At 69.2% G+C, this 24,462-nt stretch carries 22 protein-coding genes and 2 riboswitches; of the genes, 10 read left to right on the top strand and 12 right to left on the bottom strand.

Going from position 1 to position 24,462, the window contains the following annotated elements:
* Positions 1-51 precede the first annotated feature (51 nt).
* Positions 52-1,449 carry an ethanolamine ammonia-lyase subunit EutB gene (locus ACPUER_RS24140; RefSeq protein WP_425132322.1) on the top strand — a complete coding sequence of 466 codons (1,398 nt, stop codon included), beginning with the start codon at positions 52-54 and terminating at the stop codon, positions 1,447-1,449.
* A complete protein-coding gene (gene eutC / locus ACPUER_RS24135) occupies positions 1,446-2,240 on the top strand; it encodes an ethanolamine ammonia-lyase subunit EutC (protein WP_425132321.1) in 795 nt (264 codons plus the stop codon). The genes ACPUER_RS24140 and eutC overlap by 4 nt, the downstream gene beginning before the upstream one ends.
* A gap of 30 nt (positions 2,241-2,270) precedes the next feature.
* On the opposite strand, the gene ACPUER_RS24130 is transcribed toward eutC, so the two are convergent.
* A complete protein-coding gene (locus ACPUER_RS24130; RefSeq protein WP_425132332.1) occupies positions 2,271-3,155 on the bottom strand; it encodes a LysR family transcriptional regulator in 885 nt (294 codons plus the stop codon).
* A gap of 154 nt (positions 3,156-3,309) precedes the next feature.
* Between ACPUER_RS24130 and ACPUER_RS24125 the strand changes: the two genes are divergently transcribed.
* Positions 3,310-4,920, top strand: coding sequence for an MFS transporter (locus tag ACPUER_RS24125; protein WP_425132320.1), 1,611 nt, complete (start codon positions 3,310-3,312; stop codon positions 4,918-4,920).
* Between the two features lie 99 nt (positions 4,921-5,019).
* Here the strand turns inward: ACPUER_RS24125 and ACPUER_RS24120 are convergent, their stop codons facing one another.
* A complete protein-coding gene (locus tag ACPUER_RS24120; protein ID WP_175962697.1) occupies positions 5,020-5,448 on the bottom strand; it encodes a pyridoxamine 5'-phosphate oxidase family protein in 429 nt (142 codons plus the stop codon).
* A gap of 335 nt (positions 5,449-5,783) precedes the next feature.
* Here ACPUER_RS24120 and exaC point away from each other — a divergent pair, with 335 nt between their 5' ends.
* The 3 genes from exaC (at position 5,784) to ACPUER_RS24105 (ending at position 9,432) form a co-directional block, all read left to right on the top strand.
* A complete protein-coding gene (gene exaC / locus ACPUER_RS24115; protein WP_175962698.1) occupies positions 5,784-7,310 on the top strand; it encodes an acetaldehyde dehydrogenase ExaC in 1,527 nt (508 codons plus the stop codon).
* A 336-nt stretch (positions 7,311-7,646) separates the two neighbouring features.
* A complete protein-coding gene (locus tag ACPUER_RS24110) occupies positions 7,647-8,186 on the top strand; it encodes a hypothetical protein (protein WP_425132319.1) in 540 nt (179 codons plus the stop codon).
* 211 nt (positions 8,187-8,397) lie between these two features.
* Positions 8,398-9,432, top strand: a complete 1,035-nt coding sequence (locus tag ACPUER_RS24105) for a helix-turn-helix domain-containing protein (protein WP_310139338.1) — start codon at positions 8,398-8,400, stop codon at positions 9,430-9,432.
* A 36-nt stretch (positions 9,433-9,468) separates the two neighbouring features.
* On the opposite strand, the gene ACPUER_RS24100 is transcribed toward ACPUER_RS24105, so the two are convergent.
* The gene (locus ACPUER_RS24100; protein WP_425132318.1) at positions 9,469-10,563 is read right to left on the bottom strand and encodes an ADP-heptose--LPS heptosyltransferase; all 1,095 of its coding nucleotides are present in this window, start codon (positions 10,561-10,563) and stop codon (positions 9,469-9,471) included.
* The gene (locus ACPUER_RS24095; protein WP_425132317.1) at positions 10,560-12,263 is read right to left on the bottom strand and encodes a thiamine pyrophosphate-binding protein; all 1,704 of its coding nucleotides are present in this window, start codon (positions 12,261-12,263) and stop codon (positions 10,560-10,562) included. The genes ACPUER_RS24100 and ACPUER_RS24095 overlap by 4 nt, the downstream gene beginning before the upstream one ends.
* Positions 12,264-12,554: 291 nt before the next feature.
* Between ACPUER_RS24095 and ACPUER_RS24090 the strand changes: the two genes are divergently transcribed.
* The 4 genes from ACPUER_RS24090 to ACPUER_RS24075 all read left to right on the top strand — a co-directional run bounded on the left by ACPUER_RS24090 (position 12,555) and on the right by ACPUER_RS24075 (position 14,187).
* A complete protein-coding gene (locus ACPUER_RS24090; protein WP_175962703.1) occupies positions 12,555-13,016 on the top strand; it encodes a hypothetical protein in 462 nt (153 codons plus the stop codon).
* Positions 13,013-13,297 carry a type II toxin-antitoxin system RelE/ParE family toxin gene (locus ACPUER_RS24085; RefSeq protein WP_175962704.1) on the top strand — a complete coding sequence of 95 codons (285 nt, stop codon included), beginning with the start codon at positions 13,013-13,015 and terminating at the stop codon, positions 13,295-13,297. Before ACPUER_RS24090 ends, ACPUER_RS24085 begins: the two co-directional genes overlap by 4 nt.
* 252 nt (positions 13,298-13,549) lie before the next feature.
* Positions 13,550-13,786 carry a type II toxin-antitoxin system VapB family antitoxin gene (vapB, locus tag ACPUER_RS24080; protein WP_072445316.1) on the top strand — a complete coding sequence of 79 codons (237 nt, stop codon included), beginning with the start codon at positions 13,550-13,552 and terminating at the stop codon, positions 13,784-13,786.
* Positions 13,786-14,187: a type II toxin-antitoxin system VapC family toxin gene (locus tag ACPUER_RS24075; protein WP_310139354.1), complete on the top strand. Its 402-nt coding sequence runs from the start codon at positions 13,786-13,788 to the stop codon at positions 14,185-14,187. The genes vapB and ACPUER_RS24075 overlap by 1 nt, the downstream gene beginning before the upstream one ends.
* Before the next feature lie 66 nt (positions 14,188-14,253).
* On the opposite strand, the gene ACPUER_RS24070 is transcribed toward ACPUER_RS24075, so the two are convergent.
* The 8 genes from ACPUER_RS24070 to ACPUER_RS24035 form a co-directional block, all read right to left on the bottom strand.
* Positions 14,254-15,642, bottom strand: a complete 1,389-nt coding sequence (locus tag ACPUER_RS24070) for an L-serine ammonia-lyase (RefSeq protein ID WP_072445307.1) — start codon at positions 15,640-15,642, stop codon at positions 14,254-14,256.
* A gap of 30 nt (positions 15,643-15,672) precedes the next feature.
* Positions 15,673-16,809 (bottom strand): alginate lyase family protein, encoded by a 1,137-nt coding sequence (locus ACPUER_RS24065; protein WP_425132316.1) that lies wholly within the window; start codon positions 16,807-16,809, stop codon positions 15,673-15,675.
* A gap of 151 nt (positions 16,810-16,960) precedes the next feature.
* On the bottom strand, positions 16,961-19,888 hold the full coding sequence (gcvP, locus tag ACPUER_RS24060; protein ID WP_175962708.1) for an aminomethyl-transferring glycine dehydrogenase: 2,928 nt from the start codon (positions 19,886-19,888) through the stop codon (positions 16,961-16,963).
* Positions 19,889-19,952: 64 nt separating this feature from the next.
* Positions 19,953-20,333, bottom strand: a complete 381-nt coding sequence (gene gcvH, locus ACPUER_RS24055; protein ID WP_175962709.1) for a glycine cleavage system protein GcvH — start codon at positions 20,331-20,333, stop codon at positions 19,953-19,955.
* 117 nt (positions 20,334-20,450) lie between these two features.
* Entirely contained in the window at positions 20,451-21,569 is a 1,119-nt protein-coding gene (gene gcvT, locus ACPUER_RS24050) for a glycine cleavage system aminomethyltransferase GcvT (RefSeq protein ID WP_425132315.1), read from the bottom strand.
* A gap of 84 nt (positions 21,570-21,653) precedes the next feature.
* A riboswitch (glycine riboswitch) is annotated at positions 21,654-21,787 on the bottom strand.
* A 32-nt stretch (positions 21,788-21,819) separates the two neighbouring features.
* Positions 21,820-21,922, bottom strand: a riboswitch (glycine riboswitch).
* A 114-nt stretch (positions 21,923-22,036) separates the two neighbouring features.
* The gene (locus ACPUER_RS24045) at positions 22,037-22,399 is read right to left on the bottom strand and encodes a hypothetical protein (protein WP_347064609.1); all 363 of its coding nucleotides are present in this window, start codon (positions 22,397-22,399) and stop codon (positions 22,037-22,039) included.
* 153 nt (positions 22,400-22,552) lie between these two features.
* On the bottom strand, positions 22,553-23,605 hold the full coding sequence (locus tag ACPUER_RS24040; RefSeq protein ID WP_425132314.1) for an oxidoreductase: 1,053 nt from the start codon (positions 23,603-23,605) through the stop codon (positions 22,553-22,555).
* A gap of 232 nt (positions 23,606-23,837) precedes the next feature.
* On the bottom strand, positions 23,838-24,462 hold a 625-nt coding region (locus ACPUER_RS24035; protein WP_425132313.1), incomplete at its 5' end, for an SGNH/GDSL hydrolase family protein.

Here is a 24,462-nt window from a genome sequence, read left to right as displayed (position 1 = left end):
CCCGTCGAACGGGCGCGCCGTCGGCTTTTGGCAAGGAAGGAGACTCGCACGATGTCCTATACGGAGACGATCGGTCCGCGCACGTACCGCTTCGCGGACCTGAAGACGCTACTCGCGAAGGCGAGCCCGCTGCGTTCCGGCGACCAGCTCGCCGGCGTCGCGGCGGCGAGCGAGGAGGAGCGCGTCGCCGCGAAGATCGCGCTCGCGGGCGTGCCGCTGAAGGCGTTCCTGAACGAAGCGGTGATCCCGTATGAAGACGACGAGGTCACGCGCCTGATCGTCGACGATCACGACGCTGCCGCGTTCGCGGACATCTCGCATCTCACCGTCGGCGATTTCCGCAACTGGCTGCTGTCGCCCGCGGCCGACGGCGCGGCGCTCGAACGGATCGCGCCGGGCCTCACGCCCGAGATGGTCGCGGCCGTGTCGAAGCTGATGCGTAACCAGGACCTGATCGCGGCCGCGCGCAAGCGCCGCGTGGTCACGCGCTTTCGCAACACGGTCGGGCTGGCCGGCCGGATGTCGGTGCGGCTGCAGCCGAACCACCCGACCGACGACGTAAAGGGGATCGCCGCGTCGATGCTCGACGGGCTGATGTACGGCTGCGGCGACGCGATGATCGGCATCAACCCGGCGACCGACAGCCTCGCGGCGATCGTGAAGCTGCTGGCGATGATCGACGGGTTCCGCGAACGCTACGGCGTGCCGACGCAGTCGTGCGTGCTCACGCACGTGACCAACACGATCGCGGCGATCGAGAAGGGCGCGCCGGTCGATCTCGTGTTCCAGTCGATCGCGGGTACCGAGAAGGCGAACGCGAGCTTCGGGATCTCGCTCGCGCTGCTCGGCGAGGCGCGCGAGGCCGCGTTGTCGCTGAAGCGCGGCACCGTCGGCAACAATCTCATGTACTTCGAGACGGGCCAGGGCAGCGCGTTGTCGGCGAACGCGCATCACGGCGTTGACCAGCAGACCTGCGAAGTGCGCGCGTATGCCGTTGCGCGCAAGTTCGAGCCGTTCCTCGTGAACACGGTGGTCGGTTTCATCGGGCCCGAATACCTGTACGACGGCAAGCAGATCATCCGCGCGGGGCTCGAGGATCACTTCTGCGGCAAGCTGCTCGGCGTGCCGATGGGCTGCGACATCTGCTACACGAACCACGCGGAAGCCGACCAGGACGACATGGATACCTTGCTGACGCTGCTCGGTGCGGCCGGCATCAACTTCATCATGGGGATTCCGGGCGCGGACGACGTGATGCTGAACTACCAGAGCACGTCGTTCCACGACCAGCTCTACGTGCGCGAGGTGCTCGGCCTGCGCCGCGCGCCGGAGTTCGAGGAGTGGCTGGAGACGATGGAGATCGCCGATGCGCACGGCGCGTTGCGCGCTGCGACGGCCCGCGTGCCGCTTCTGGCCGGCGCGAACGACTGGATGGGGTTGTCAGCATGAGCGATGCCGTCGAAAAGAATCCGTGGGGCCAGCTGAAGTCGTTCACGAACGCGCGAATCGCGCTCGGCCGCGCGGGCAACAGCCTGCCGACCGCGCCGCTGCTGGCCTTCAACCTGTCGCATGCGCAGGCGCGCGACGCCGTGCACCAGCCGCTCGACGCCGATGCGCTGCGGCGCGAGATCGAGGCGGCCGGCCTGCTGCCGACGCTCGGCGTGCAGAGCGCCGCGCCGGACCGCGACCACTATCTGCGCCGGCCCGATCTCGGCCGCAAGCTTTCCGATGACAGCCGCGGGCTGCTCGCCGGTTACGGCGCGGCGCTCGACGATGCGCCCGATGTCGTGTTCGTGGTCGGCGACGGGCTGTCGGCGTTCGCGGCCGCGAAGCAGGCGCTGCCGCTGCTGCAGGCCGTGCGGCCAAGGCTCGACGCGGACGGCTGGCGGATCGGCCCGGTGGTGGTCGCGAAGCAGGCGCGCGTCGCGCTCGGCGACGAGATCGGCGAGCTGTTGCGCGCGAAGGTCGTCGCGATGCTGATCGGCGAACGGCCGGGGCTCAGCTCGCCCGACAGCCTCGGCGTGTATCTGACGTGGGCGCCGAAGGTCGGCTGCCACGACGCGCTGCGCAACTGCATCTCGAACGTGCGGCCCGAAGGGCTGCCGCACGCGGCCGCCGCGCACAAGCTCCATTACTTGATGACGCATGCGCGCAGGCTCGGGCTGACGGGCGTCGGGCTGAAGGACGACAGCGACGCGCTGCTGCCGCCGGCGCAAGCGGAGCGGATCGGGGCAACGTGACGGCGCGCTGCGCGACTGCGTGCCGGGCGGCTACCTGAACAGCCGCTCGCACAGGAAATCGACGAACACGCGCAGCTTCGGCGACAACTGCCGGCTCGACGGCCACACGATCGAGAACTGCCCCGGCGCGATCCGGTAGTCGTCGAGCACGGTCACGAGCTCGCCGCGTTCGAGCGCGTCGCGCGCGAGGAAATCGGGCATGTAGCCGATGCCGAGCCCCGCGAGCACGGTGCCGCGCAGCGCTTCCATGTTGTTGCAGGTCATCGCGGTGCGCAGCTTCAGCGGCGTGCCGTCGTCGGCCGCGAGCGCCCAGTCCTGCAGCTTGCCGGTGGTCGGGAAGCAGTAGCGCACGCATTCGTGCGCTTCGAGATCGCGCGGCGTGTGCGGCGTGCCTGCCTGCGCGAGATACGCGGACGTCGCGCACAGCACGAATGCGAACGGGCCGAGCCGCCGCGACATCAGGCTCGAATCCGACAGCGGGCCGCTGCGGATCACCGCGTCGAAGCCGCCTTCGACGACGTCGACCATCCGGTCGTTGAAGTCGAGATCGAGCTCGACGTCCGGATAGCGCTGCCGGAACTCGGGCAGCACCGGCAGCAGGAAGCGGTAGCCGATCACCGGCAGGCTCACGCGCAGCTTGCCGCGCGGGCGCTGCGCCGATGCCGTCACGGTCGCTTCCGCATCGCGGAAATCCTCGAGGATCCGCTGGCAGCGTTCGTAGAAGTGCCGCCCCTCTTCGGTCAGCGTGACGCGCCGCGTCGTGCGGTTGAACAGGCGCACGCCGAGCGACTGCTCGAGTTTCGCGATCGTCTTGCCGACCGCCGACGCCGAGATGCCGAGCGCGCGACCGGCCGCGACGAAGCTCAGCGCTTCGGCGGTGCGGACGAAGGCGACGATGCCGGTCAGGTTTTCCATCGAATCGAAGTGCATGCGCCGACGGGCGCGGCAAGTGAATTGCGGAATTTTAGTCCGTTATATGTGGAACTTCGCGTGGTTTTTCACGGATTGAATCGGATTTATCTTCTGTCGCTCTGGCGGCGCATCCGCGCCGGCTTTTCGAGGAGCGATGATGGATCATCCGTTTTCAGCCATATCGGCGGTTTCGGCGCGGCGGCGCGCGTGGGTGCTGGCCGCCGTCTGCATGGCCGCCGTCGCGTTGCCGCTGTCGTTTTCGGGCGGCGCGGTCGCGACGCCGGCGATCGGCCGCGACCTGCATGGCGGCACGGTCGCGATGAACTGGATCACCAACGCGTTCATGCTCGCGTTCGGCAGTTTCCTGATGGCGGCCGGCGCGCTGGCCGACCAGTTCGGCCGCAAGCGGCTGTTCGCGATCGGCGTCGGCGGTTTCACGCTGATGTCGGTTGCGCTCGCGTTCGCGCCGTCGATGCTCGCGGTCGACCTGCTGCGCGCCGCGCAAGGGCTCGCGGCGGCCGCGGCGCTCGCGGGCGGCACGGCCGCGCTCGCGCAGGAGTTCGACGGCGCGGCGCGCACGCGCGCGTTCAGCCTGCTCGGCACGACCTTCGGCATCGGGCTCGCGTTCGGGCCCGTGCTGGCCGGCGGCCTGATCGGGCACTACGGCTGGCGCGCGATCTTCGTCACGAGCGCGGTGGCCGGCGTGCTGTCGCTCGCATTCGGGCTGCCGCGCATGCGCGAGTCGCGCGACCCGCATGCGACCGGGCTCGACTGGCCCGGTACGGCCGCGTTCACCGCCGCGCTGACGCTGTTCACGTTCGGCGTGATCGAGGCGCCCGCGCGCGGCTGGACGAGCGCGCTCGTGATCGTGCTGCTGGCCGGCGCGGCGCTCGGCGCATGCGCGTTCGTGACGATCGAGACGCGCGTCGCGCGGCCGATGCTCGACCTGTCGCTGTTCCGCATCGCGCGCTTCGTCGGCGTGCAGGTGCTGCCGGTGTCGACCTGCTGCTGCTACATCGTGCTGCTCGTCGTGCTGCCGCTGCGCTTCATCGGCATCGACGGCTTCAGCGAGATCGACGCCGGCTGGCTGATGCTCGCGATCTCCGCGCCGATGCTCGTCGTGCCGTTCGCCGCGGCGACGCTCACGCGCTGGCTGTCGGCCGGCGTGATCTCGGCGCTCGGGCTGGTGGTCGCGGCGGGCGGGCTGATGTGGCTGGGTGTCGCGCTGCGCGGCGGCGCGGGGACGGCGGCGATTGCGCCGATGCTGGCGATCGGGGTTGGCGCCGGGATGCCGTGGGGGCTGATGGACGGGCTGTCGGTGAGCGTCGTGCCGAAGGAGCGCGCGGGGATGGCGACGGGGATCTTCAGCACGACGCGCGTGGCCGGCGAGGGGATCGCGCTTGCGATCGTCGGCGCGGTGCTGGCCGCGCTCGCGCAGACGGGGCTGCGGCAGGCGGCCGGTGCCGCCGGCACGCCCGACGCGACGCTGCGTGCGGCCGCGCGGCTCGCGACCGGCGACCTCGCGGGTGCGGCTGCTGCGTTGCCGGGTGTCGGTCACGCGGCGCTGCTTGCGAGTTATACGCACGCGTTTGATCGGCTGCTGACCGGGCTGGCCGTCGTCACGGTGCTGTGCGCGGTGGTGGTGTTCGTGTTTCTCGGCGGGCGGCCGGCGGCTGAAGCGGGCGACGACGCGGACGGGCATGCGCCAGCCGACGCGCCGGCGCGCAGCCGGATCGAACCGGCTTGTGCGGAGACGCACGGGCGTTGAGCGTTGCGTCGTCGAGCATGGGCGTTCAGGTAATGGCAGCCGGAGCGCCGGCGCATTTCGTCATGAGCGCATCCGCACGCTGACGATCCGCCAAACGCATCACGCCAGCACGAGCGGCGGCAGCGCCGCATCCGCGCGCGCCTGCGCGTGCTCCACCTCGATCACCACATAACGCCGCGCGTCGGGCCACAGATGCGCGCGGCTTTCCGCATCCTCGTCGATCGTCGCGCGGCCCCGCACGAGCCAGGTCGTCTGGCGCATGAAATCGACGAACAGCAGCGCGATGGCCGGATTCACGAGCAGGTTGCCGATCGTGTTGAACAGGTTGTTGCCTGCGAAGTCGGGCAGCACGAGCGTGCGGCGGTCGGGGATGTCGACGAGCGGCTCGAACGCGCCGTCGGCGCGCGGCTGGCGGCCGCGGTACGAGCAGTCGCTGTCGCCCGCCGCGTCGGCGGTCGCGACGATCACGAACACCTGCTCGCGGATGAACGCGACGGCGTCGTCGGTCAGGGGGCCGGAGTCGCTCATGGTGTCGGTCGGCGCGAACGCCGCTGCGTATGGACGGGATGCGCGATTCGCACGCAAGCGACATGCCACGCGTCGCAGTCTGCATGTCCGTGCCGTCCGGCACAGCCGCTGTGGAAATTCCGAACACCGGCCACGCCGCTGCGCAGTCGCGGTGTTCCGAATCGGCACACCCGCCGTGCTGCGTGCGTGAACACCGCACGGCGCGCACGCGGGCCGGCCGTGGTCGTCGTGCTTTCGTTCCGCTCCCGTCCGTTTGGCACGCATGTTGCGTAAACCGATGCAGCGCGATCCAACCGGCGCTGCATTCACACAAGCACGATGAACAGGAGACATGTATGAACCCGTTTGATCTGAAACAACTGGGCCTCGACGTCGAATACCCGTACCGTCAGCAGTACGACAACTACATCGGCGGCAAGTGGGTGGCGCCGGTGAAGGGCGAGTATTTCGAGAACGTGTCGCCGATCAACGGCCAGCCGTTCTGCCGCATTCCGCGCTCGGGCGCCGACGATATCGAGCTGGCGCTGGACGCCGCGCATGCCGCGCGCCGCAAGTGGGGCAAGACGTCCGTGGCCGAGCGCGCGAACCTGCTGCTCGCCGCCGCCGACCGGATGGAAAAGAACCTGAAGCTGCTGGCCGTGGCCGAGACGATCGACAACGGCAAGCCGCTGCGCGAGACGATGGCGGCCGACCTGCCGCTCGCGGTCGACCACTTCCGCTACTTCGCGGGCTGTATCCGCGCACAGGAAGGCGGCATCTCCGAAATCGACGACAACACCGTCGCGTACCACTTCCACGAGCCGCTCGGCGTCGTCGGACAGATCATCCCGTGGAACTTCCCGCTGCTGATGGCCGCGTGGAAGCTCGCGCCGGCGCTCGCGGCCGGCTGCTGCGTCGTGATGAAGCCGGCCGAGCAGACGCCTGCGTCGGTGCTCGTGCTGATGGAACTGATCGGCGACCTGTTCCCGGCCGGCACGATCAACATCGTGAACGGCTTCGGCAAGGAAGCGGGCGAAGCGCTCGCGACCAGCAAGCGGATCGCGAAGATCGCGTTCACGGGCTCGACGCCGGTCGGCAAGCACATCCTGCGCGCGGCGGCCGAGAGCCTGATCCCGTCGACGGTCGAGCTGGGCGGCAAGAGCCCGAACATCTTCTTTGCCGACGTGCTCGATCGGGAAGACGCGTTCCTCGACAAGGCGCTCGAAGGGCTCGCGATGTTCGCGCTGAACCAGGGCGAAGTGTGTACGTGCCCGTCGCGCATCCTGATCCAGGAGTCGATCTACGAACGCTTCATCGAGAAGGCCGTCGCGCGCGTCGAGCGCATCAAGTCCGGCCACCCGCTCGACCTGCAGACGATGATCGGCGCGCAGGCGTCGCAGCAGCAGCTCGACAAGATCCTGTCGTACATCGACATCGGCCGCGGCGAAGGTGCGCAATGCCTGACGGGCGGCGAACGCACGGCGCCGGCTGCCGAACTCGGCACGGGCTACTACGTGAAGCCGACGATGCTGCTCGGCAACAACAAGATGCGCGTGTTCCAGGAAGAGATCTTCGGGCCGGTCGCGTCGGTGATGACGTTCAAGGACGAGCAGGAAGCGATCGAACTCGCGAACGACACGTTCTACGGGCTCGGCGCGGGCGTGTGGACGCGCGACGGCACGCGTGCGTACCGGATGGGCCGTGAGATCGAGGCCGGCCGCGTATGGACCAACTGCTACCACCTGTACCCGGCGCACGCGGCGTTCGGCGGCTACAAGCAGTCGGGGATCGGCCGCGAGACGCACAAGATGGCGTTGTCGAACTATCAGCAGACGAAGTGCCTGCTGGTCAGCTACCAGGCCGAGGCGCTCGGGTTCTTCTGACCTGATCGTCAAGGCAATGGCGAAGCGCCGGGGCCGGCCGGTCGGCAAAGCAGCGCCGGCCGTACGGTTGCCGGTGTTCGGCGGTAACACGCGCGATGCGCGGGCTGCGTAGAACGTTCGACGGCCGGGCGATGTTTGCCCGACCGTCGAGCGGCGCACACGCGGGTGCGATGTGCTGACTGCCTGTCATCCGGTCAGCCGGCACTTCGCCATTTTCGACTTCGACATCCGACACCCGGCGCAGGCCTCGCACCGTCGCGGCCAGCGCCGGAAAAGATACCGGCAGCCGCGTGTTCGCTGCGGCCCGGTGCGCCGATGCGTGTAACGAAAACCGGCATGGCAGACCTTCCCCGATCCTTTCCGCGCCACCCCGTATTCCACGCGGGCGAACTCGACGCACAGCACCGCTTCGGCGTGGCGGACGAAGCCGAGCGGATGAGCGACGCCGTCACGACGCGCGTGAGCATCGGCGTGCGGCAGTTCGTCGAAACGCAGCCGTTCATGTTCGTCGGCACTGCATGCGGGGGACGCGCACCCGTGACCTGCGACATCGTGCAGAGCTTGCGCGACGCGAACGGCGACCTGCTGCCCGTCGTCCGCGTGATCGACACGAAGACGCTGCGGTTCGTGTTGCCCGCACACGGCGATGGCCGGATCGACGCGACAGCGTGCGACGGCAGCGGGGTCGGGTTGCTGTTCGTCGATTTCGTGCGCGGCATCCGATACCGGATCAACGGCCGCGCGACGCTGCGCGCAGATTTGCCCGAAGCGGAAGCGGCGCCCTGGCCGACCGGCAGCGCGATCGTCGATCTGGCGGTCGCGCAGGCGTACGGCAACTGCGGCACGCGGGTCGTGCGGCTGAAACCGGCCGGGTAGCCGGTATTCGTTAGCCGGTGGCGACGGCAGCGGATATGCGCGGTCGCAGCGCGGATCGCACCGGCGGCGTGCGCGGCACGCCGCCTTCGGGTGCGCCCGTATCGCGCACAACGGCCGGACAGCGTGAAATGACGGGTTGTGCGCCGGGCCACGCGGTTCGGCACGGGACTTGCGTGACAGGTGGGGTTCCGGGCAGGCGAGGGAGAACACGATGGATCAACACGTGGCGAGTATCGAAGAACCGACGGCCGAAGACACGCGTCGCAACGCGCAAGGCGACGACGCGCTGGCCGGGCAGGCGGTCGTCAGCGTCGCGCACGACGCGGACGAGCAGGCGCGCAACCTGATCGGCTGGCGGCAGACCTACGACCAGCTCGCGGCCGGCCGCTTCGTCGGCACGCTGACCGAGCTGCCGCTCGACACGATGAAGCTGTTTCGCGAATCGACCAGCCATCTGCTGCGCCAGGCATGCGAGGTGCGCGGCGATGCGTACTGGTTCGGCATCCCGCTCGTGTGCGACGGCGCGGCACGCGTCGATGCATGCCGGATCGGGCCCGGCGCGCTCGCGTTCCGGCCCGGCAACGTCGAATTCGAACTGCTGACGCCCGCGCAGTTCTCGATCTACGGCGTCGTCGTGCGCGGCGAGGTGCTGCGCCGCTATGCGGAGGAGGTCGAACGCTGCGCGCTCGACGAGCGGCTGTTCACGCAGCGCGTGATGCAGGTCGGCGATGCGCGGCTCGCGCGCCTGTGCGCGCTGCTCGGCCGCCGGCTCGACGGCGCGGTGGCCGTGGCCGGCCCGCTGCCCGATGCGCAGCGCGACGAGCTGCAGGCCGAGGTGCTGGCCGCGCTGTTCGATGCGTGTGCGCAACCGGCCGACGACGGCGCCGGCCGCGCGCCGTCGACGCGTCGCTGGATCGTCGAGCAGGCGCGCGACTACGTGCTTGCGCACCGCACGCGCCCGGTCGGGGTGCCCGAGCTGTGCGAACAGCTGCACGTGAGCCGGCGCACGCTGCAATACTGCTTCCAGGACGTGCTCGGGATGGCGCCCGCGACCTATCTGCGCACGCTGCGGCTGAACGGCGCGCGGCGCGACCTGTGCGGCCGCGCGGCCGGCTCGGTGCAGGACGTCGCGGAGGCGTGGGGCTTCTGGCATCTCAGCCAGTTCGCGACCGATTATCGAAGGCTGTTCGGCAAGCGGCCGTCGGAGACGCTGCGCGATCGCGCGGCGATGGTCGCGGCGGGGTGACGACGGCGTTCCGGCTGGCTGCCGCGTGCTGTTTTCTTATCCGGTGATCGCCGCCGCTTCGCGCGGCGCCGGCCACGCGAGCGCATCCCAGTCGATCGCGCGATACGCGGCCTCGACCGCCGCGAGATCGGCCGGCCGCTCGCTGCGATGCAGCCCGTGCAATTCGGCCGGCACGTCGAGTTCGACCGGCACGCAATGCGGATAGTCGCGCACGCGCAGCGCCGGCCCGATCGTCGTGAAACACGCGAGCGTCGGCACGTCGAAACCGTCGGCGAGATGCAGCGCGGCCGTGTCGGGCGCGAACAACAGGCTTGCACCCTTGATCCATGCGATGAAGCGCGCGGTATCGGCAGCGTCGCCGCTCACGTCGGTGTAGGCCGGATGCGCGACGGGGCCGAACCCGGCCACCGGCAGCCCGTAGCGTTGCGCGAGCCGTTCCACGAACGCCGCGCGCAGCGCGGGCGGCACGCTGCGCACCGCGGTGCTCGCATTCGGGCAGAACAGCACGTACGGCCGCTGCCATGCGGCCGGCAGCGCGGGCAGCGGCAGCCGCGCGAGCCAGCGGTTGCGCTTCGCGGCGGCCGGCACGGCGGCCGGGTCGGCGCCGAGCGCGTCGAGGAAGAAATCGATCATTGGCAGCCGCGCGAACGCGGGCCAGTACAGGTGATTGCCGACGTCGATGCACGGCGCGTCCGCCGGCAGCGCGTCGACGGGGCACGGCAGCGTGCGCGATGGAGCGACGACGTTGGCCGCGAGCGCATACAGCGCGTCGACATAGCGCGGCGTGCGGGCCGGCCGGTACAGCGTGAAACGCAGGCCCGCGTGCGCCGCGCGCAGTGCGGCGAGCGCGGTCAGCCCGATCACCGAATCGCCGAGCGTGACGCCCATCCCGTTGATCACGTGCACATGCCGTGCGCCGTCGTAGTCGAGCCGGAACGGCCGGTGCGCGGCGTGCAGCAGGCCGAGCGCGGCCGCGGCCGGCACGTGGCCGACGGCGCGGGCATCGCCGTGCTCGATGTCGTACGGCGCGACGAGCGTGCCGTCCGGCGCGAGCAGCGTGCCGGGAAGCACGAGCGCGTCGTCGTGCGACAGCGCGCCGCCGCGCGGCGCTGTGCGCGTTTCCACCGTCATCCGCCGCGTGCGCGGCGGCCCTGCTCGCGGATCTGTTCTAGTGTAGCGGCCGGCGTGCTGGCGTCCTGCGGGATGCGGATCTCGATCAGCGCAGGCAGCCCGCAGGTCAGCGCGCGCTCGAGCGCGGGCGCGAAATCGGCGGTGCGCTCGACCGTCTCGCCGTGGGCGCCGAACGCGCGCGCATATGCGGCGAAATCGGGATTCGTGAGCCCCGTGCCGTGCACGCGGCCCGGGTAGTTGCGCTCCTGATGCATGCGGATCGTGCCGAAATGCCCGTTGTTGACGACGATCGCGACGATGTTCAGCCCGTACTGCATCGCGGTCGCGAGCTCGTTGCCGGCCATCATGAAGCAGCCGTCGCCCGCGAGCGCGACGACGGCCCGCGACGGGTACAGCGATTTCGCGGCGAGCGCGGCCGGGATGCCGTAGCCCATCGCGCCGCTCGTCGGCGCGAGCTGCGAGCGGAAGTGCCGGTACGCGAAGTGGCGATGCAGCCAGATCGCATAGTTGCCGGCGCCGTTGGTCAGGATCGCGTCGTGCGGCAGGCGCTCGCGCAACTGCACCATCACGTCGCCGAGCTGGACGTCGCCGGGCATCGGCAGCGGCGCATGCCATTCGCGGTACGCGCGATGCGCGTCGGCGGCCGTGCTGGCCCACGCAGGGCGCTCGGGCGGTTCGAGCGCGGCGAGCGGCGCGGCGATCTCGGGCATTCCCGACACGATCGGCAGGTCGGCCGCATACACGCGGCCGAGCTCGTCCGCGCCCTGGTGCACGTGGATCAGCGTCTGGCGCGTCTTCGGGATGTCGAGCAGCGTGTAGCCGCCGGTCGTCGCTTCGCCGAGGCGCGGCCCGATCACGAGCAGCAGGTCGGCGTCGCGGATGCGTTTCGCGAGCGCCGGATTGATCCCGAGCCCGACGTCGCCCGCGTAGTTCGGGTGCGCGTTGTCGATCGTGTCCTGGTAGCGGAACGCGCACGCGACCGGCAGTTGCCAGCGCTCGACGAAGCTGCGCAGGTTCGCGCACGCGTCGGGCGTCCAGCCGCTGCCGCCGACGATCGCGAGCGGCCGTTCCGCGCGCGCGAGCCGCTCGCGCAGCTCGTCGATCTGCGCGGCCGACGGCGCGGCGGCGACGCGTTTCGCGGCCGGCACGACCGGCTGCGGCGCGCATGCTTCGGACAGCACGTCTTCCGGCAGCGCGAGCACGACCGGGCCGGGCCGGCCCGACATCGCGACGTGGAACGCATGGCTCAGGTATTCGGGGATGCGGCGCGGATCGTCGATCTGCGCGACCCATTTCGCCATCTGGCCGAACATCCGACGGTAGTCGATTTCCTGGAAGGCTTCGCGGTCGAGGTGCTCGCGCGCGCACTGGCCGACGAACAGGATCATCGGCGTCGAATCCTGAAACGCGGTGTGCACGCCGATCGACGCATGCGTCGCGCCGGGCCCGCGCGTGACGAACGCGATGCCGGGGCGGCCGGTCAGCTTGCCGACGGCCTCGGCCATGTTCGCGGCGGCCGCCTCGTGGCGGCAGACGACCGTCTGGATGCGCGCGGTGTCGTCCGCCAGCGCATCGAGTACGGCGAGGAAACTCTCGCCCGGCACGCAGAACACGCGTTCGACGTGATTGGCGAGCAACGCATCGACGAGCAGTCGCGCACCGGTGGTGGCGCGCGGCTCGAGATCCTTGGAATGCGACATGGGCTGCCGTCTCCCTGGGTAGCGGGACGTACAGCTTACGCCTGTCGGCGGGGCGGTGAAAAGTGTCGGAACACGGAGTGATTCGGACGGCGCGTCGCCCGCGTTCGCCGGTTGCGGTTGGCCGAAAGGCCAGCTTGTGCGTGATCGCCCGACAGGGAAAAGTGAGGGCTACGAATGTCGAGACGAATACAGCTCTCGATCGTCGATGTCGCGTCTACCAAGTAATAATAAAATGGGATGCCATTCAATAGTAAAATTTCCCGGAATGACGAACGGAATCGAGAATCCACCATGACAACCGAAACGATCGATCAAAAGACGCTCGTCCAGCTCGTCGAGGCCGGCGCCGTGCGCGCCGCGCGTGTGATCGGCTACGGCAACGGCTGGGCCGTTTCGGCCCGCTGCGGCGCGAGCGAACGGCTCCTGGCAGCCAAGCGCGGCGACGTGCGCGTGTTCCGCCGTTTTGAAACGCTGGTCGGGTTTCTGCGCGAGATCGGCATCAGCCGGTTCGATGTGGACGCGTCGGATTTCGACCCGGATGCAGCCGGCCGGGCGACCCGGCCCGATCGTGCGGCCGCGCTGAAAGCGGCCCATGAAGCGGCTGTCCACGACCGCTGGTTTCGCGAGCAGGTGCAGCAGGCGCTGGACGATCCGCGCCCGTCGATTCCCGATGCCGAGGTCAGCGCAGAGTTTGCGTCGCGCCGTGCCGCGCTGCGTCAACGGATCGCGGGCAAGCGGGGTAATGCTGCTTGACCCTCGCGCTGCATTGGCATCCGAAGGCGTGCGAGGACCGCGCCGCGATCATGGACTACATCGGCCAGGACGACCCGCTGGCCGCGCTCGAGCTGGACGAGCGGTTGGAGAAGCGGGCCGCGGCGTTGCCCGCGCGCGCCGAGCTGTATCGGCAAGGGCGCGTGGCGGGCACGCGCGAGCTGGTGGTCGCGCCGAACTACGTGCTCGTGTATCGGATCCGGCCGGCCGACAACATCGTGGAGATTCTCCGCGTATTGCGTGCGCGGCGGCAGTGGCCGTGATGCATGGCCCCGGGCTCGGTGCTCGATGCAATTCACCAAGTGTCGGAACGGGGCTGAATCAAGCCCTCGAGCACCGGAGGAACATCATGACGGGAGGGGAAAGATGGACGTGCAAATGTTCTGCTTACGGATCGAGGCACGACCCCATTGAGCACACCTCTGCCGAGCGGATCATCATGTACACACATGGATTTACAAGAGATCAGAAATGACCTAAAGTACATCCGACGTACATCCGGATGGGAGATCGACATGCATACCACCAGGGTATTTCGGAACGGCAACTCGCAGGCCGTACGGATTCCAGCGGACCTTGCCTATGAGCGCAGCGATATCGAACTGGAAATCGAGAGAGTGGGTGACGAAATCCGTATTCGGCCTACGCGGCGGCCTCTGACCCGAGTGCTCGAGAAGTTCGCGAAATTCGGGCCGGATTTCATGTCCGAAGGACGCGGCGATCAGGAGCAGGCTGAGCGCGAGGGTCTGTGATGCCGCGCTATATGCTCGACACCAACATGTGCATCTATCTGATGAAGAATCAGCCGGAGCAGGTCGCAAGACGATTCGCGCAATGCTACACAGGGGACGTCGTGATGTCGGCGATCACGTATGCCGAACTCGAGTACGGCGTCGCCGTGTGTGCGAGTCCTGCACGGGAGCGCCGCAATCTTGCCGCGCTGATCGACGATATTCCCGTTGCGCCGTTCGACGTCGCGGCTGCGCAAGCGTACGGTCCTGTCCGTGAAGCAACCCGCGAGCGGAAGAAGGATCATCTCGACAAACTGATCGCGGCTCATGCCGTATCGCTCGATGTCGTCCTCGTGACCAACAACGAGCGGGATTTTGCGAGCTATCCGGGGCTGCGGATGGAAAACTGGCTGAACGATTAGTGCGTTGGCTGCGTTCGACGGTAATGCGGGATATCGATTCGCCCCGCGTTACCGTCGGGTCCTGCCTCAACACTCGACGATGTTCACCGCCAGCCCGCCGCGCGACGTTTCCTTGTACTTCGTCTTCATGTCGGCGCCCGTCTCGCGCATCGTCTTGATCACCGAGTCGAGCGACACGTAGTGCGAGCCGTCGCCGCGCAGCGCCATGCGCGCCGCGTTGACGGCCTTCACCGACGCCATCGCGTTGCGTTCGATGCACGGGATCTGCACCATCCCGCCGACCGGGTCGCAGGTGAGGCCGAGGTTGTGCTCCATGCCGATCTCGGCCGCGTTCTCGACCTGCTGCGGCGTGCCGCCGAGCACGGCCGCGAGCGCACCCGCCGCCATCGAGCAGGCGACGCCCACTTCGCCCTGGCAGCCGACTTCCGCGCCCGAGATCGACGCGTTGAGCTTGTAAAGAATGCCGATCGCGGCGGCCGTCAGCAGGAAGTCGATCACGCCTTGCTCGTTCGCGCCGGGCGTGAAGCGCGTGTAGTAGTGCAGCACGGCCGGGATGATGCCGGCCGCGCCGTTGGTCGGCGCGGTGACGACACGGCCGCCGGCCGCGTTTTCCTCGTTGACCGCGATCGCGTACAGGTTGATCCAGTCGATCATCGACAGCGGATCCTGCAGCGCGCGCTCCGGGCTGCCCGTCAGCGTGCGGTACAGCTGCGGCGCGCGGCGCTTGACCTGGAACGGGCCGGGCAGGTTGCCGTCGGCATCGGGGTTGCCGATCCCGCAGCCGCGCGACACGCACGACTGCATCACGGCCCAGATCTTCAGCAGCCCGTCGCGCGTTTCTTCCTCGGTGTGCCACGCGCGCTCGTTTTCCCACATCAGCTGCGCGATCGACTTGCCGGTCGATTCGGTCAGCGCGAGCAGCTCCGCGCCGGTGCGGAACGGGTGCGTCATCTGCTCGGCCGCGCTCAGCACCTTCGTGTTCGGCGCACCGGCCGTCACGACGAAGCCGCCGCCGACCGACAGGTAGGTGCGCTCGACCAGCACCGCGCCGTTCGCGTCGGACGCGCGCAGCTTCATCCCGTTCGGATGCTCGGGCAGCGCCTGGCGGTAGAACGCGATGTTCTCCTTCAGCACGAACGGCACCGGATGCGTGCCGAGCAGCGCGAGCTTCTTCGACTTGCGGACCTCTTCCAGCCGCGCGTCGATCGTGTCGGGATCGACGGTGTCGGGCGCGTCGCCGAGCAGGCCGAGCATCACGCCACGGTCGGTGCCGTGGCCCTTGCCGGTGGCGCCGAGCGAGCCGTACAGCTCGACCTTCACGTGGGCCGTCGCATCGAGCTGCCCGTCGCGCTCGAGGCCCTGGACGAACATCAGCGCCGCGCGCATCGGTCCGACCGTATGCGAACTGGACGGACCGATGCCGATCTTGAAGAGGTCAAACACGCTGACTGCCATTTCGATACCTGCCTTGCTTTAAGAGTAGTGCTAGCGCGCCTGCAATGGCAGGCACGCGGCGAGCCATGCGGGCGGCGTCGGGGAAAGCTGCTGCGCGACGCGGGCGTAGCGCCCGTCCAGCCGCGCGGCCAGATGAAAGAGTTCGGTGGCGTTTTTCGGGTCCCACTGCCCCGTGTAGCCCGGCAGGCCGGCCTCGCGGCGCTTCGCGTCGAACGGCACCGGCGAATTCACGAATTCCTCGTGGGTTTTCTCGCCGAGCGCGTACGGCACGAGCCAGTCGAGCGCGGCCTCGAGCGTCGCGCCGTTCGCGCCGCGCTCGCGCAGCCAGTTGCGGTTGAAGCGGCGCGCGGCGAGCGCGGCCGTCACCAGCGGCTGCAGGTCGTACACCGCGTAATGCAGCGCATCGCGTTCCTCGAAATCCCACGTCTTGCCGTCCGGGCCGATGTTGTCGGCGAGATGCTCGACGAACAGCCGCTGCGCGGCGTTCATCATCCTGCGGTCGCCGAGCGTGAACGCGGACAGTGCGATCAGCTTGATCCGGTGGCTCTGCCAGTTGTTGCGCCAGGTGCCGGTGAGCGGGCGCTTCTGCGCGTCGATCTGCGCGACATAGCCGGCGCCGAGCTTCGCGATGAACGCGGCCGTCGCGTTGCGGGTCTTCACCGGCAGCGCGCTCGCGGTCATGTCGTACGCGATGATCAGGCTTTCGAAGCGCGTCTCGTCGATCGGGTTGAAGCTCGGCTGGTAGGTCGCGACCCACGCGGACAGGAAGCGGTCGACGAGCTGCAGGTAGCGCGGCGCGTTCGTCACGCGCCACGCGAGCGCCGCATCGCGCATCAGGTCCATGTCCTTCAGCGCGGCGGCGCTCTGGTCGTAGATGCCTTCGTGCGGCAGCGTGCCCTCGGTGTGCACGCGCGGCATCGCCTTCGGCTGCTCGCCGATACGCGCGTCGACGCTGCGGATCAGCGCCTGCACGCCCGGCTCGGCCTGGGTCGTCTCGCTCGCCTGCAGTGCCGGCGCCGCGCAGAAATTCATCGCCGCGCGCGCGCTGCCGGACGCGCCGAGGCCGGCGGCAGCGAACGACAGCGACGCGACGAGCATCGGCACGAACCGGCGCGCGCGCGGCCGACTCTGCGTTGCACCATGGCCCGGAAACATCGGACGCACCATGCGGAACTCCTTCATTGGCTGGATCGCGTGTGATGTTAGCCGGATTGGCGGACGAACGCGCACCGGTTCGAGCGGCGAACGCAAAAACCGCACGCAACACGGAGTTGCGTGCGGTGCGATCACCATCGGACGGCTCGGGGCCTGGCGCGCGTTATGCGTACTCCGACATCGGCACGCACGAGCAGAACAGGTTGCGGTCGCCGTACGCGTTGTCCGCACGGCCGACCGGCGGCCAGTACTTGTTCGTGCCGAGCGACGCGACCGGGTATGCAGCCTGCTCGCGCGAGTACGCGTGCGGCCATTCGTTCGCGGTGACGACGGCCGCCGTGTGCGGTGCGTGACGCAGCGGGTTGTCCTCGCGGTCGGCGCGGCCTTCCTCGACCGCGCGGATTTCCTCGCGGATCGCGATCATCGCGGCGATGAAGCGGTCGAGTTCTTCCTGCGATTCCGATTCGGTCGGCTCGACCATCAGCGTGCCCGGCACCGGGAAGCTCATCGTCGGCGCGTGGAAGCCGTAGTCCATCAGGCGCTTCGCGACGTCGTCGACGCTGATGCCGCTCGAATCCTTGATCGGACGCAGATCGAGAATGCATTCGTGCGCGACCAGCCCGCCCGGGCCCGAGTACAGCACCGGGTAGTGCGGCGCGAGGCGCTTCGCGATGTAGTTCGCGTTGAGGATCGCGGTTTCCGTCGCGGCGGTCAGGTTCTTCGCGCCCATCATCGCGATGTACATCCACGAGATCGGCAGGATCGACGCCGAGCCGTACGGGGCGGCCGACACCGCGCCGATGCCGTTTTCATCGCGCGCGTAGCCGGTCGAACGCTGGTTCGGCAGGAACTTCGCGAGGTGCGCGCCGACCGCGACCGGGCCGACGCCCGGGCCGCCGCCGCCGTGCGGGATGCAGAAGGTCTTGTGCAGGTTCAGGTGCGACACGTCGCCGCCGAACTGGCCCGGCGCGGTCAGGCCGACCATCGCGTTCATGTTCGCGCCGTCGACGTACACCTGGCCGCCGTGCGCATGGACGATCTCGCAGATCTCGCGGACGTTCTGCTCGAACACGCCGTGCGTCGACGGATACGTGATCATGATCGCCGCGAGGTCCTTCGAGTGCTGCTCGGCCTTCGCCTGCAGGTCGGCGATGTCGACGTTGCCCTGCGCGTCGCAGGCGACGACCACGACCTTCATGCCGGCCATGTGCGCGGACGCCGGGTTCGTGCCGTGCGCGGACGCCGGGATCAGGCACACGTCGCGGTGGGCTTCGCCGCGCGATGCGTGGTAGGCGTGGATGATCAGCAGGCCCGCGTACTCGCCCTGCGAGCCCGCGTTCGGCTGCAGCGACACGGCCGCGTAGCCGGTGGCCGCGACGAGCATCTGCTCGAGCTGGTCGATCATCTCGCGGTAGCCGACGGTCTGGTCGGCCGGCGCGAACGGGTGGATGCCGCCGAACTCGGGCCACGTGACGGGCAGCATTTCCGACGTCGCGTTCAGCTTCATCGTGCACGAGCCGAGCGGGATCATCGAGCGGTCGAGCGCGAGATCCTTGTCCGACAGGCTGCGCAGGTAGCGCAGCATTTCGGTTTCGGAATGGTGGCGGTTGAACACGTGGTGCGTCAGGTACGCGCTCGTGCGCTCGAGGCCGGCCGGCAGCGCGGCGACGCCGGCGAGGCCTGCGTCCAGCGCGTCGACGGCCGGCGCGGTGCCGCCCGCGGCCTGCGCGAACACGTCGAGCAGATCGGCGAGGTCGTCGCGCGTCGTCGTTTCGTCGACCGATACGCCGACTTGCGTGTCGCTCACGCGGCGCAGGTTGATGCGCTTGCCCTTCGCGAATTCGTGAACCTGCGCGGTGCGCGCGCCGGTGTCGATCGTCAGCGTGTCGAAGAACGTGTCGTTGACGGTCGCGAAGCCGAGCTGCTTCACGCCGGCGGCGAACAGCGCCGCGATGCGGTTCACGCGCAGCGCGATCGTCTTCAGCCCGTGCGGGCCGTGATAGACCGCGTACATGCTGGCCATGATCGCGAGCAGCGCCTGCGCGGTACACACGTTCGACGTCGCCTTCTCGCGGCGGATGTGCTGTTCGCGCGTCTGCAGCGCGAGGCGCAGCGCGGGCTTGCCTTGCGCGTCGACCGTCACGCCGACGAGGCGGCCCGGCATCTGGCGCTTGAATTCGTCGCGCACCGCGAGATACGCGGCGTGCGGGCCGCCGAAGCCCATCGGCACGCCGAAGCGCTGCGTGTTGCCGATCGCGACGTCCGCGCCCCATTCGCCGGGCGGCGTCAGCACGGTGAGCGCGAGCAGGTCGGCCGCGACGACCACGTGGCCGCCGGCCGCGTGGATCGCTTCCGTGAGTGCGCGGTAGTCGCGCACGTCGCCGTTCACGCCCGGGTATTGCAGCAGCACGCCGAACGCGTTCGCCTGCGCGGCGTCGGCGGCCGGGCCCGTCTTGATCTCGATGCCGATCGGCAGCGCGCGCGTGCGGATCACTTCGAGCGTCTGCGGCAGCACGTCGTCGGCGACGTAGAACACGTTCGACTTCGGCTTGCCGGTGCGCTGCAGCAGCGTCATCGCTTCGGCCGCGGCGGTGGCCTCGTCGAGCAGCGACGCGTTCGAGATCGCGAGGCCCGTGAGGTCGGTCACCATCTGCTGGAAGTTCAGGAGCGCCTCGAGGCGGCCCTGGGAAATTTCGGGCTGGTACGGCGTGTAGGCCGTGTACCACGCCGGGTTTTCGAGCACGTTGCGCAGGATCACCGCCGGCGTGTGCGTGTCGTGGTAACCCTGGCCGATATATGAGCGGAACACCTGGTTCTTGTCCGCGAGAACCCGCAGCGCGGCGAGGGCTTCGGCCTCGCTCTTCGGCTGCGCGAACGGGCCGAGCGGCAGCGTTTCGGCGCGGCGGATCGAGGCCGGGATCACGGCGTCCATCAGGGCGGCGCGCGACGCAAAGCCGAGCGTGTCGAGCATGGCCTGCTGGCTGGCGGCGTCGGGGCCGATATGGCGTTCGGCGAACGCGTCGTGCGTTTCGAGCGCGGCGAGCGAGAGGGGCGTGCGGTTCATCAGGCGGTCCGGGTGTTCGAGCTTCATGGCGTGACTCTGGTCCCGCGCGGGACGGGCGGCTGGCCGGCCCCGCGCGGTTCGGGTAAGGAAATTAGTCGATCAGCTTGGTGTAGGCGGCAGCGTCGATCAGCTTGTCGGTCGATGCGCCGGCCGCGAGCTTGATCTTGAAGAGCCAGCTTGCGTACGCGTCGCCGTTGACCTGATCCGGCGCGTCGACGATCGCGCCATTGACTTCGACGATCTCGCCGGACACCGGCGAGTAGATGTCGGATGCCGCCTTCACCGATTCGACGACGCCGACCGCGTCGCCCGCGGTCACCGACTTGCCGACTTCGGGCAGTTCGAGGAAGACGATGTCGCCGAGCGTGCTCTGCGCGTGATCGGTGATGCCGACCGTCAGCGTGCCGTCTGCCTCGGTGCGGATCCACTCGTGTTCTTCGGTGTATTTCAGATCGGCCGGGACGTTGCTCATCGGATGCTCCTGGATAAAAGGGTGTGATTCGTTCTGCTGGCGCGCCGCCGGGGCGCGCCGGATGTGGTTTGCGCCGGGCGCCATCTCCCGGCTTCCCGGGAGGAGGCCCCCCGGCCGTTACGCAGCGAGGACCTTGCCGTTGCGCACGAACGGCAGTTTTACCACGCGCGCGGGAAGATTCTTGTCGCGAATTTGCACCTGGATCGTGTCGCCGACCTGGACGGCCGTCGGCACGCGCGCGAACGCGATCGATTCCTGCATCGACGGCGAGAACGTGCCGCTCGTGATCTCGCCTTCGCCGTGCGGCGTGACGACCTTCTGGTGCGCGCGCAGCACGCCGCCCGCCTTGCCGTTTTCCTTCTGCAGGATCAGGCCGACGAACGCGGCGCGCGTGCCGTCGCGCTCGAGCGCGGCGCGGCCGACGAAGTCGCGCGGTGCGGTGAGGTCGACCGTCCACGCGAGGCCCGCGTCGAGCGGCGACACGGTGTCGTCCATGTCCTGGCCGTACAGGTTCATGCCGGCCTCGAGGCGCAGCGTGTCGCGCGCGCCGAGCCCGCACGGGCGCACGCCGTTTTGCTGCAGTGCGTTCCACAGCGCTTCGACATGCACGGCCGGGACGATCACCTCGAAGCCGTCTTCACCGGTATAGCCGGTGCGCGCGACGGTGAGATCGCCGAACGGCGTGCCGGCGACCTGCGCGGCGTTGAACGGCTTCAGCTCGCTCGTCGCGGCGCGCGCGGCGGGCACGGTCGTCCAGACCTTTTCGCGGGCGTTCGGGCCCTGTACGGCGACGATCGCGAAATCGCGGCGCGGCGCGATCGTGAGGCCGTAGCCGCCTTGTTCGTTGAGCTTGTTGAACCACGCGATGTCTTTCTCGGCGGTGCCGGCGTTGACGACGACGCGGAAGAATTCTTCGGTGAAGTAATAGACGATCAGGTCGTCGATGACGCCGCCCTGCGGATTGAGCAGGCACGAGTAGAGCGCCTTGCCGGGCGTCTTGAGCTTGCCGACGTTGTTCGCGATCGCGTGCTCGAAGAACGCGCGCACGCGGCTGCCGGTGAAATCGACGACGCACATGTGCGACACGTCGAACATGCCGGCGTCGGTACGCACGGCTTCGTGTTCTTCGATCTGCGAGCCGTAGTTGACGGGCATGTCCCAGCCGCCGAAGTCGACCATGCGGGCATTGAGCGCGCGGTGCGCGGCGTTGAGCGGGGTGTGATTCAGTGCAGTCATCGAGGCCTCAGGCAAGGCGCTTGCGCGCGGATCAGAACGGCCATGTGCCGACCGCCGCGGCCGACGGGCTGCGAGCGATCCGGTACATGCCCCTCTGTCCTCGATACCTGAGAGATTGCACTGCGGGCAAAGCCCGGCGAGCGCGCGCCCCTTCGGTGGGCAGCTTGCCCGCGCAGCATGTGCGCAGCGGGCTACTGCCGCTCTCCAGAGTGCGGGGAGTGCGGCCCGCGCAATGCGCGGACGGGATTCCCCGACGCGGTCGGTCCTTTTGCCTGAGAGTTTGCGGGTGTGCCCCTTCGGCGGCGCGACCGGCGTTTCAGCAACGCGGTCACACGCTCTCCCGACGCGTGCGGGCGACTGTACGCGAGCGGTTGGACCTTGTCAATTTGAGCAAAAGAATGTCGCTTCGCGACAAGCGGCGGCAACCCGTGCCGCCGCTTTTTTCCACTCCGGCGGGCGCCGGCGCGTTACTCGCCGATCGCGCGCGCGGCCGTGTCGAGTTCCTGGTTCAGCACGCGCTGCTCGTCGCCGGACAGGCCGCCGCTGTGCTGCGCGGCCATGTCGTTCGCTTCCTGGCGGATCACGTCGAGGCGGTGGTGAAGCTGCGCGCCATACGGCGGCGGGTAGTAGCCGCCGTTCACGCGCGCATCGATGCGGCGGTGCAGGTTGTCGATCCGGCCCTGGACCTCCTGCATGCGCTCGTTCGCGACGACCTGCGGATTCGGCCGCGGCGGGGGCGCCTGCCGGGCAGGCCGCTGCGGCTGCACGACACAGGCCGCGAGCGAGGAAACCAGCACGCAGCATGCCGCCGCGCGAATCAACCGTTGCATCAACATTCTCCTGACGGATTGGTGTCGGATCGACTTTTTTGAGAAACGCGTCAGACAGGTCTACCGCTGACTTTCGTTCCCCCGGCATTTGTAACCGAATGTTCCGGTTGCTCCGGCACACGCGTGCCGGCCGCAACCGGCCGGCGCGCGGTGTCAGACCGTGCGGCGCACGAACGGCAGCCGGCGGCCGTCGTGCTCGCTTTGCGCGGCGAGCTCGATGATCGTCATCACGTCGACGGCGTCCTGCGCGGTGACGGGGAACGGCGCGCCGTCGCGGATCGACGCGGCGAGCGCGCGGTAGAACTCCGCGTACTGGCCGTCGAGCGTCGGCACCGGGCGCTCGACTTCGACTTCGCCGTCGAGCACGCGCAACAGGCCGGGCGGGTTGCCGCCGCCGAACTCGACGTCGTCCGCGGTGAGGCCGGCCTTGAGCTGGTCTTCCTGCGTGTCGAGCCCGAACTTCTGGTAGCTGCCGCGCGTGCCGTGCAGCGTGAAGCGCGCGGGCTCGATCGCCGCCAGCGCGCTCGCATGCAGCGCGATGTCCTTGTCCGGATAGCCGAGCAGCAGGTGCACGAAATCGGGCGCCGTGCCGTTGTCGCGGCGCGTCTTGACGGTCGCGCTCACCGTTTCCGGCACGCCGAACAGCGCAAGCGCCTGGTCGATCAGGTGCGGGCCGAGGTCGAGCAGCAGGCCGCCGCCGCGTTCGGGCTCCTCGCGCCAGCGCGTGCGCGGCGTCGGCCGGAAGCGGTCGAAGTGCGACGCAAAGCAGGTCAGCCGGCCGAGCTCGCCCGATTCGACGATGCGGCGCACGGTGAGGAAATCGCCGTCCCAGCGGCGGTTGTGGAACGGAGCGAACAGCCGGCTGCGCGCGTTCGCGAGCCGCGCAAGCGCAAGTGCTTCGTCGGCGGTGAGCGTGACGGGCTTGTCGACGACCACGTGACGGCCGGCTTCGAGCACCTGGCGCGCGAGCGCGAAGTGCGTGTCGTTCGGCGTGGCGATCACCACGCATTCGATGTCGTCGAGGCCGAGCAGCGTGTCGAGGTCGGGCACGACGCGCGCGCCCGGATACGCAGCCTGTGCGCGATCGGGCTGGCCCGTCGCGATCGCGGCGACTTCAGTGCGGCCGCTCGTGGCGATCACGGGCGCGTGGAACGTCGCGCCGGCGAAACCGAAACCCATCAAACCAATCCTGAGCAATGACGACATGGCAATTCCTGGCTGCGAAGGAAATTAAAGGATGGCGCGCCGAGGCGGCGCGAGGACGACCGGCTATTTTGGCATGGCGCCGCCGCTTGTACTGGCGCGTTGGGCGAAATGCGCGGGGAGACGCGGCGCATGCGCAAAGGAAGCCGGCATTTGCGCGGGACCGCGCACCGTGCGCGCGTGGCTGCCTGTCCGGCTTCGAGGCAAACGGCCGGCGCGCGAGCGCTGTGCCGTGTCATGCGCCCGCCCGCTGCCGCACGGCGGCAGCAACCTGTGCGGCCCACACGGCGCATGCCGCTTCGCTTGGGTGGAAGCCGTCCGCAGCCGTCAGATGGCGTTCGAGCGGCAGCGCGACCCGCAGGAACGTGCAATGCGGCTGCGCGGCGGCCCAGCCGGCGAGCGCCGCGTTGAGCCGTTTCGCGCGCAGTCCGAGATACCACGCGAGCGGCTGCGGCAGCGCCGGAAAGCGTTCCATCGGCGGCACTGCCGACAGGATCACGTGCCCGACCCGGAAGCGCGCGGCGAGCGTCCGGACGAGTTCGGCCTGCGCCGCCTGCCAGCGGGCCGGCGGCACGCCGCCCGTCACGTCGTTGACGCCGAGCGACGTCACGGCAACGTCGAACGGCTCGGCCGGCTCGGCGGCGAGCCAATCGACGAGATCCCGGGTGGTCAGGCCCGTGCGCGCGAGCAGCTTCCAGCTCACGCGGTGCGTGGCCGCCAGTTCGCTCGCCAGTTGCCCGGACAGCGCGTCGCGCTGCGTCGCGACGCCGACGCCCGCGGCGGCGGAATCGCCGACCACCAGCACACGCAGCGGCGGGCCGTCGCCGGCCACGCCGTCGCGCGGGCCGGCCGCCTCGGGC

The organism is Burkholderia sp. DN3021, from assembly GCF_049805555.1.
Lineage (GTDB): Bacteria > Pseudomonadota > Gammaproteobacteria > Burkholderiales > Burkholderiaceae > Burkholderia > Burkholderia pyrrocinia_C.
This window is presented reverse-complemented; position numbering and strand designations above follow the sequence as displayed.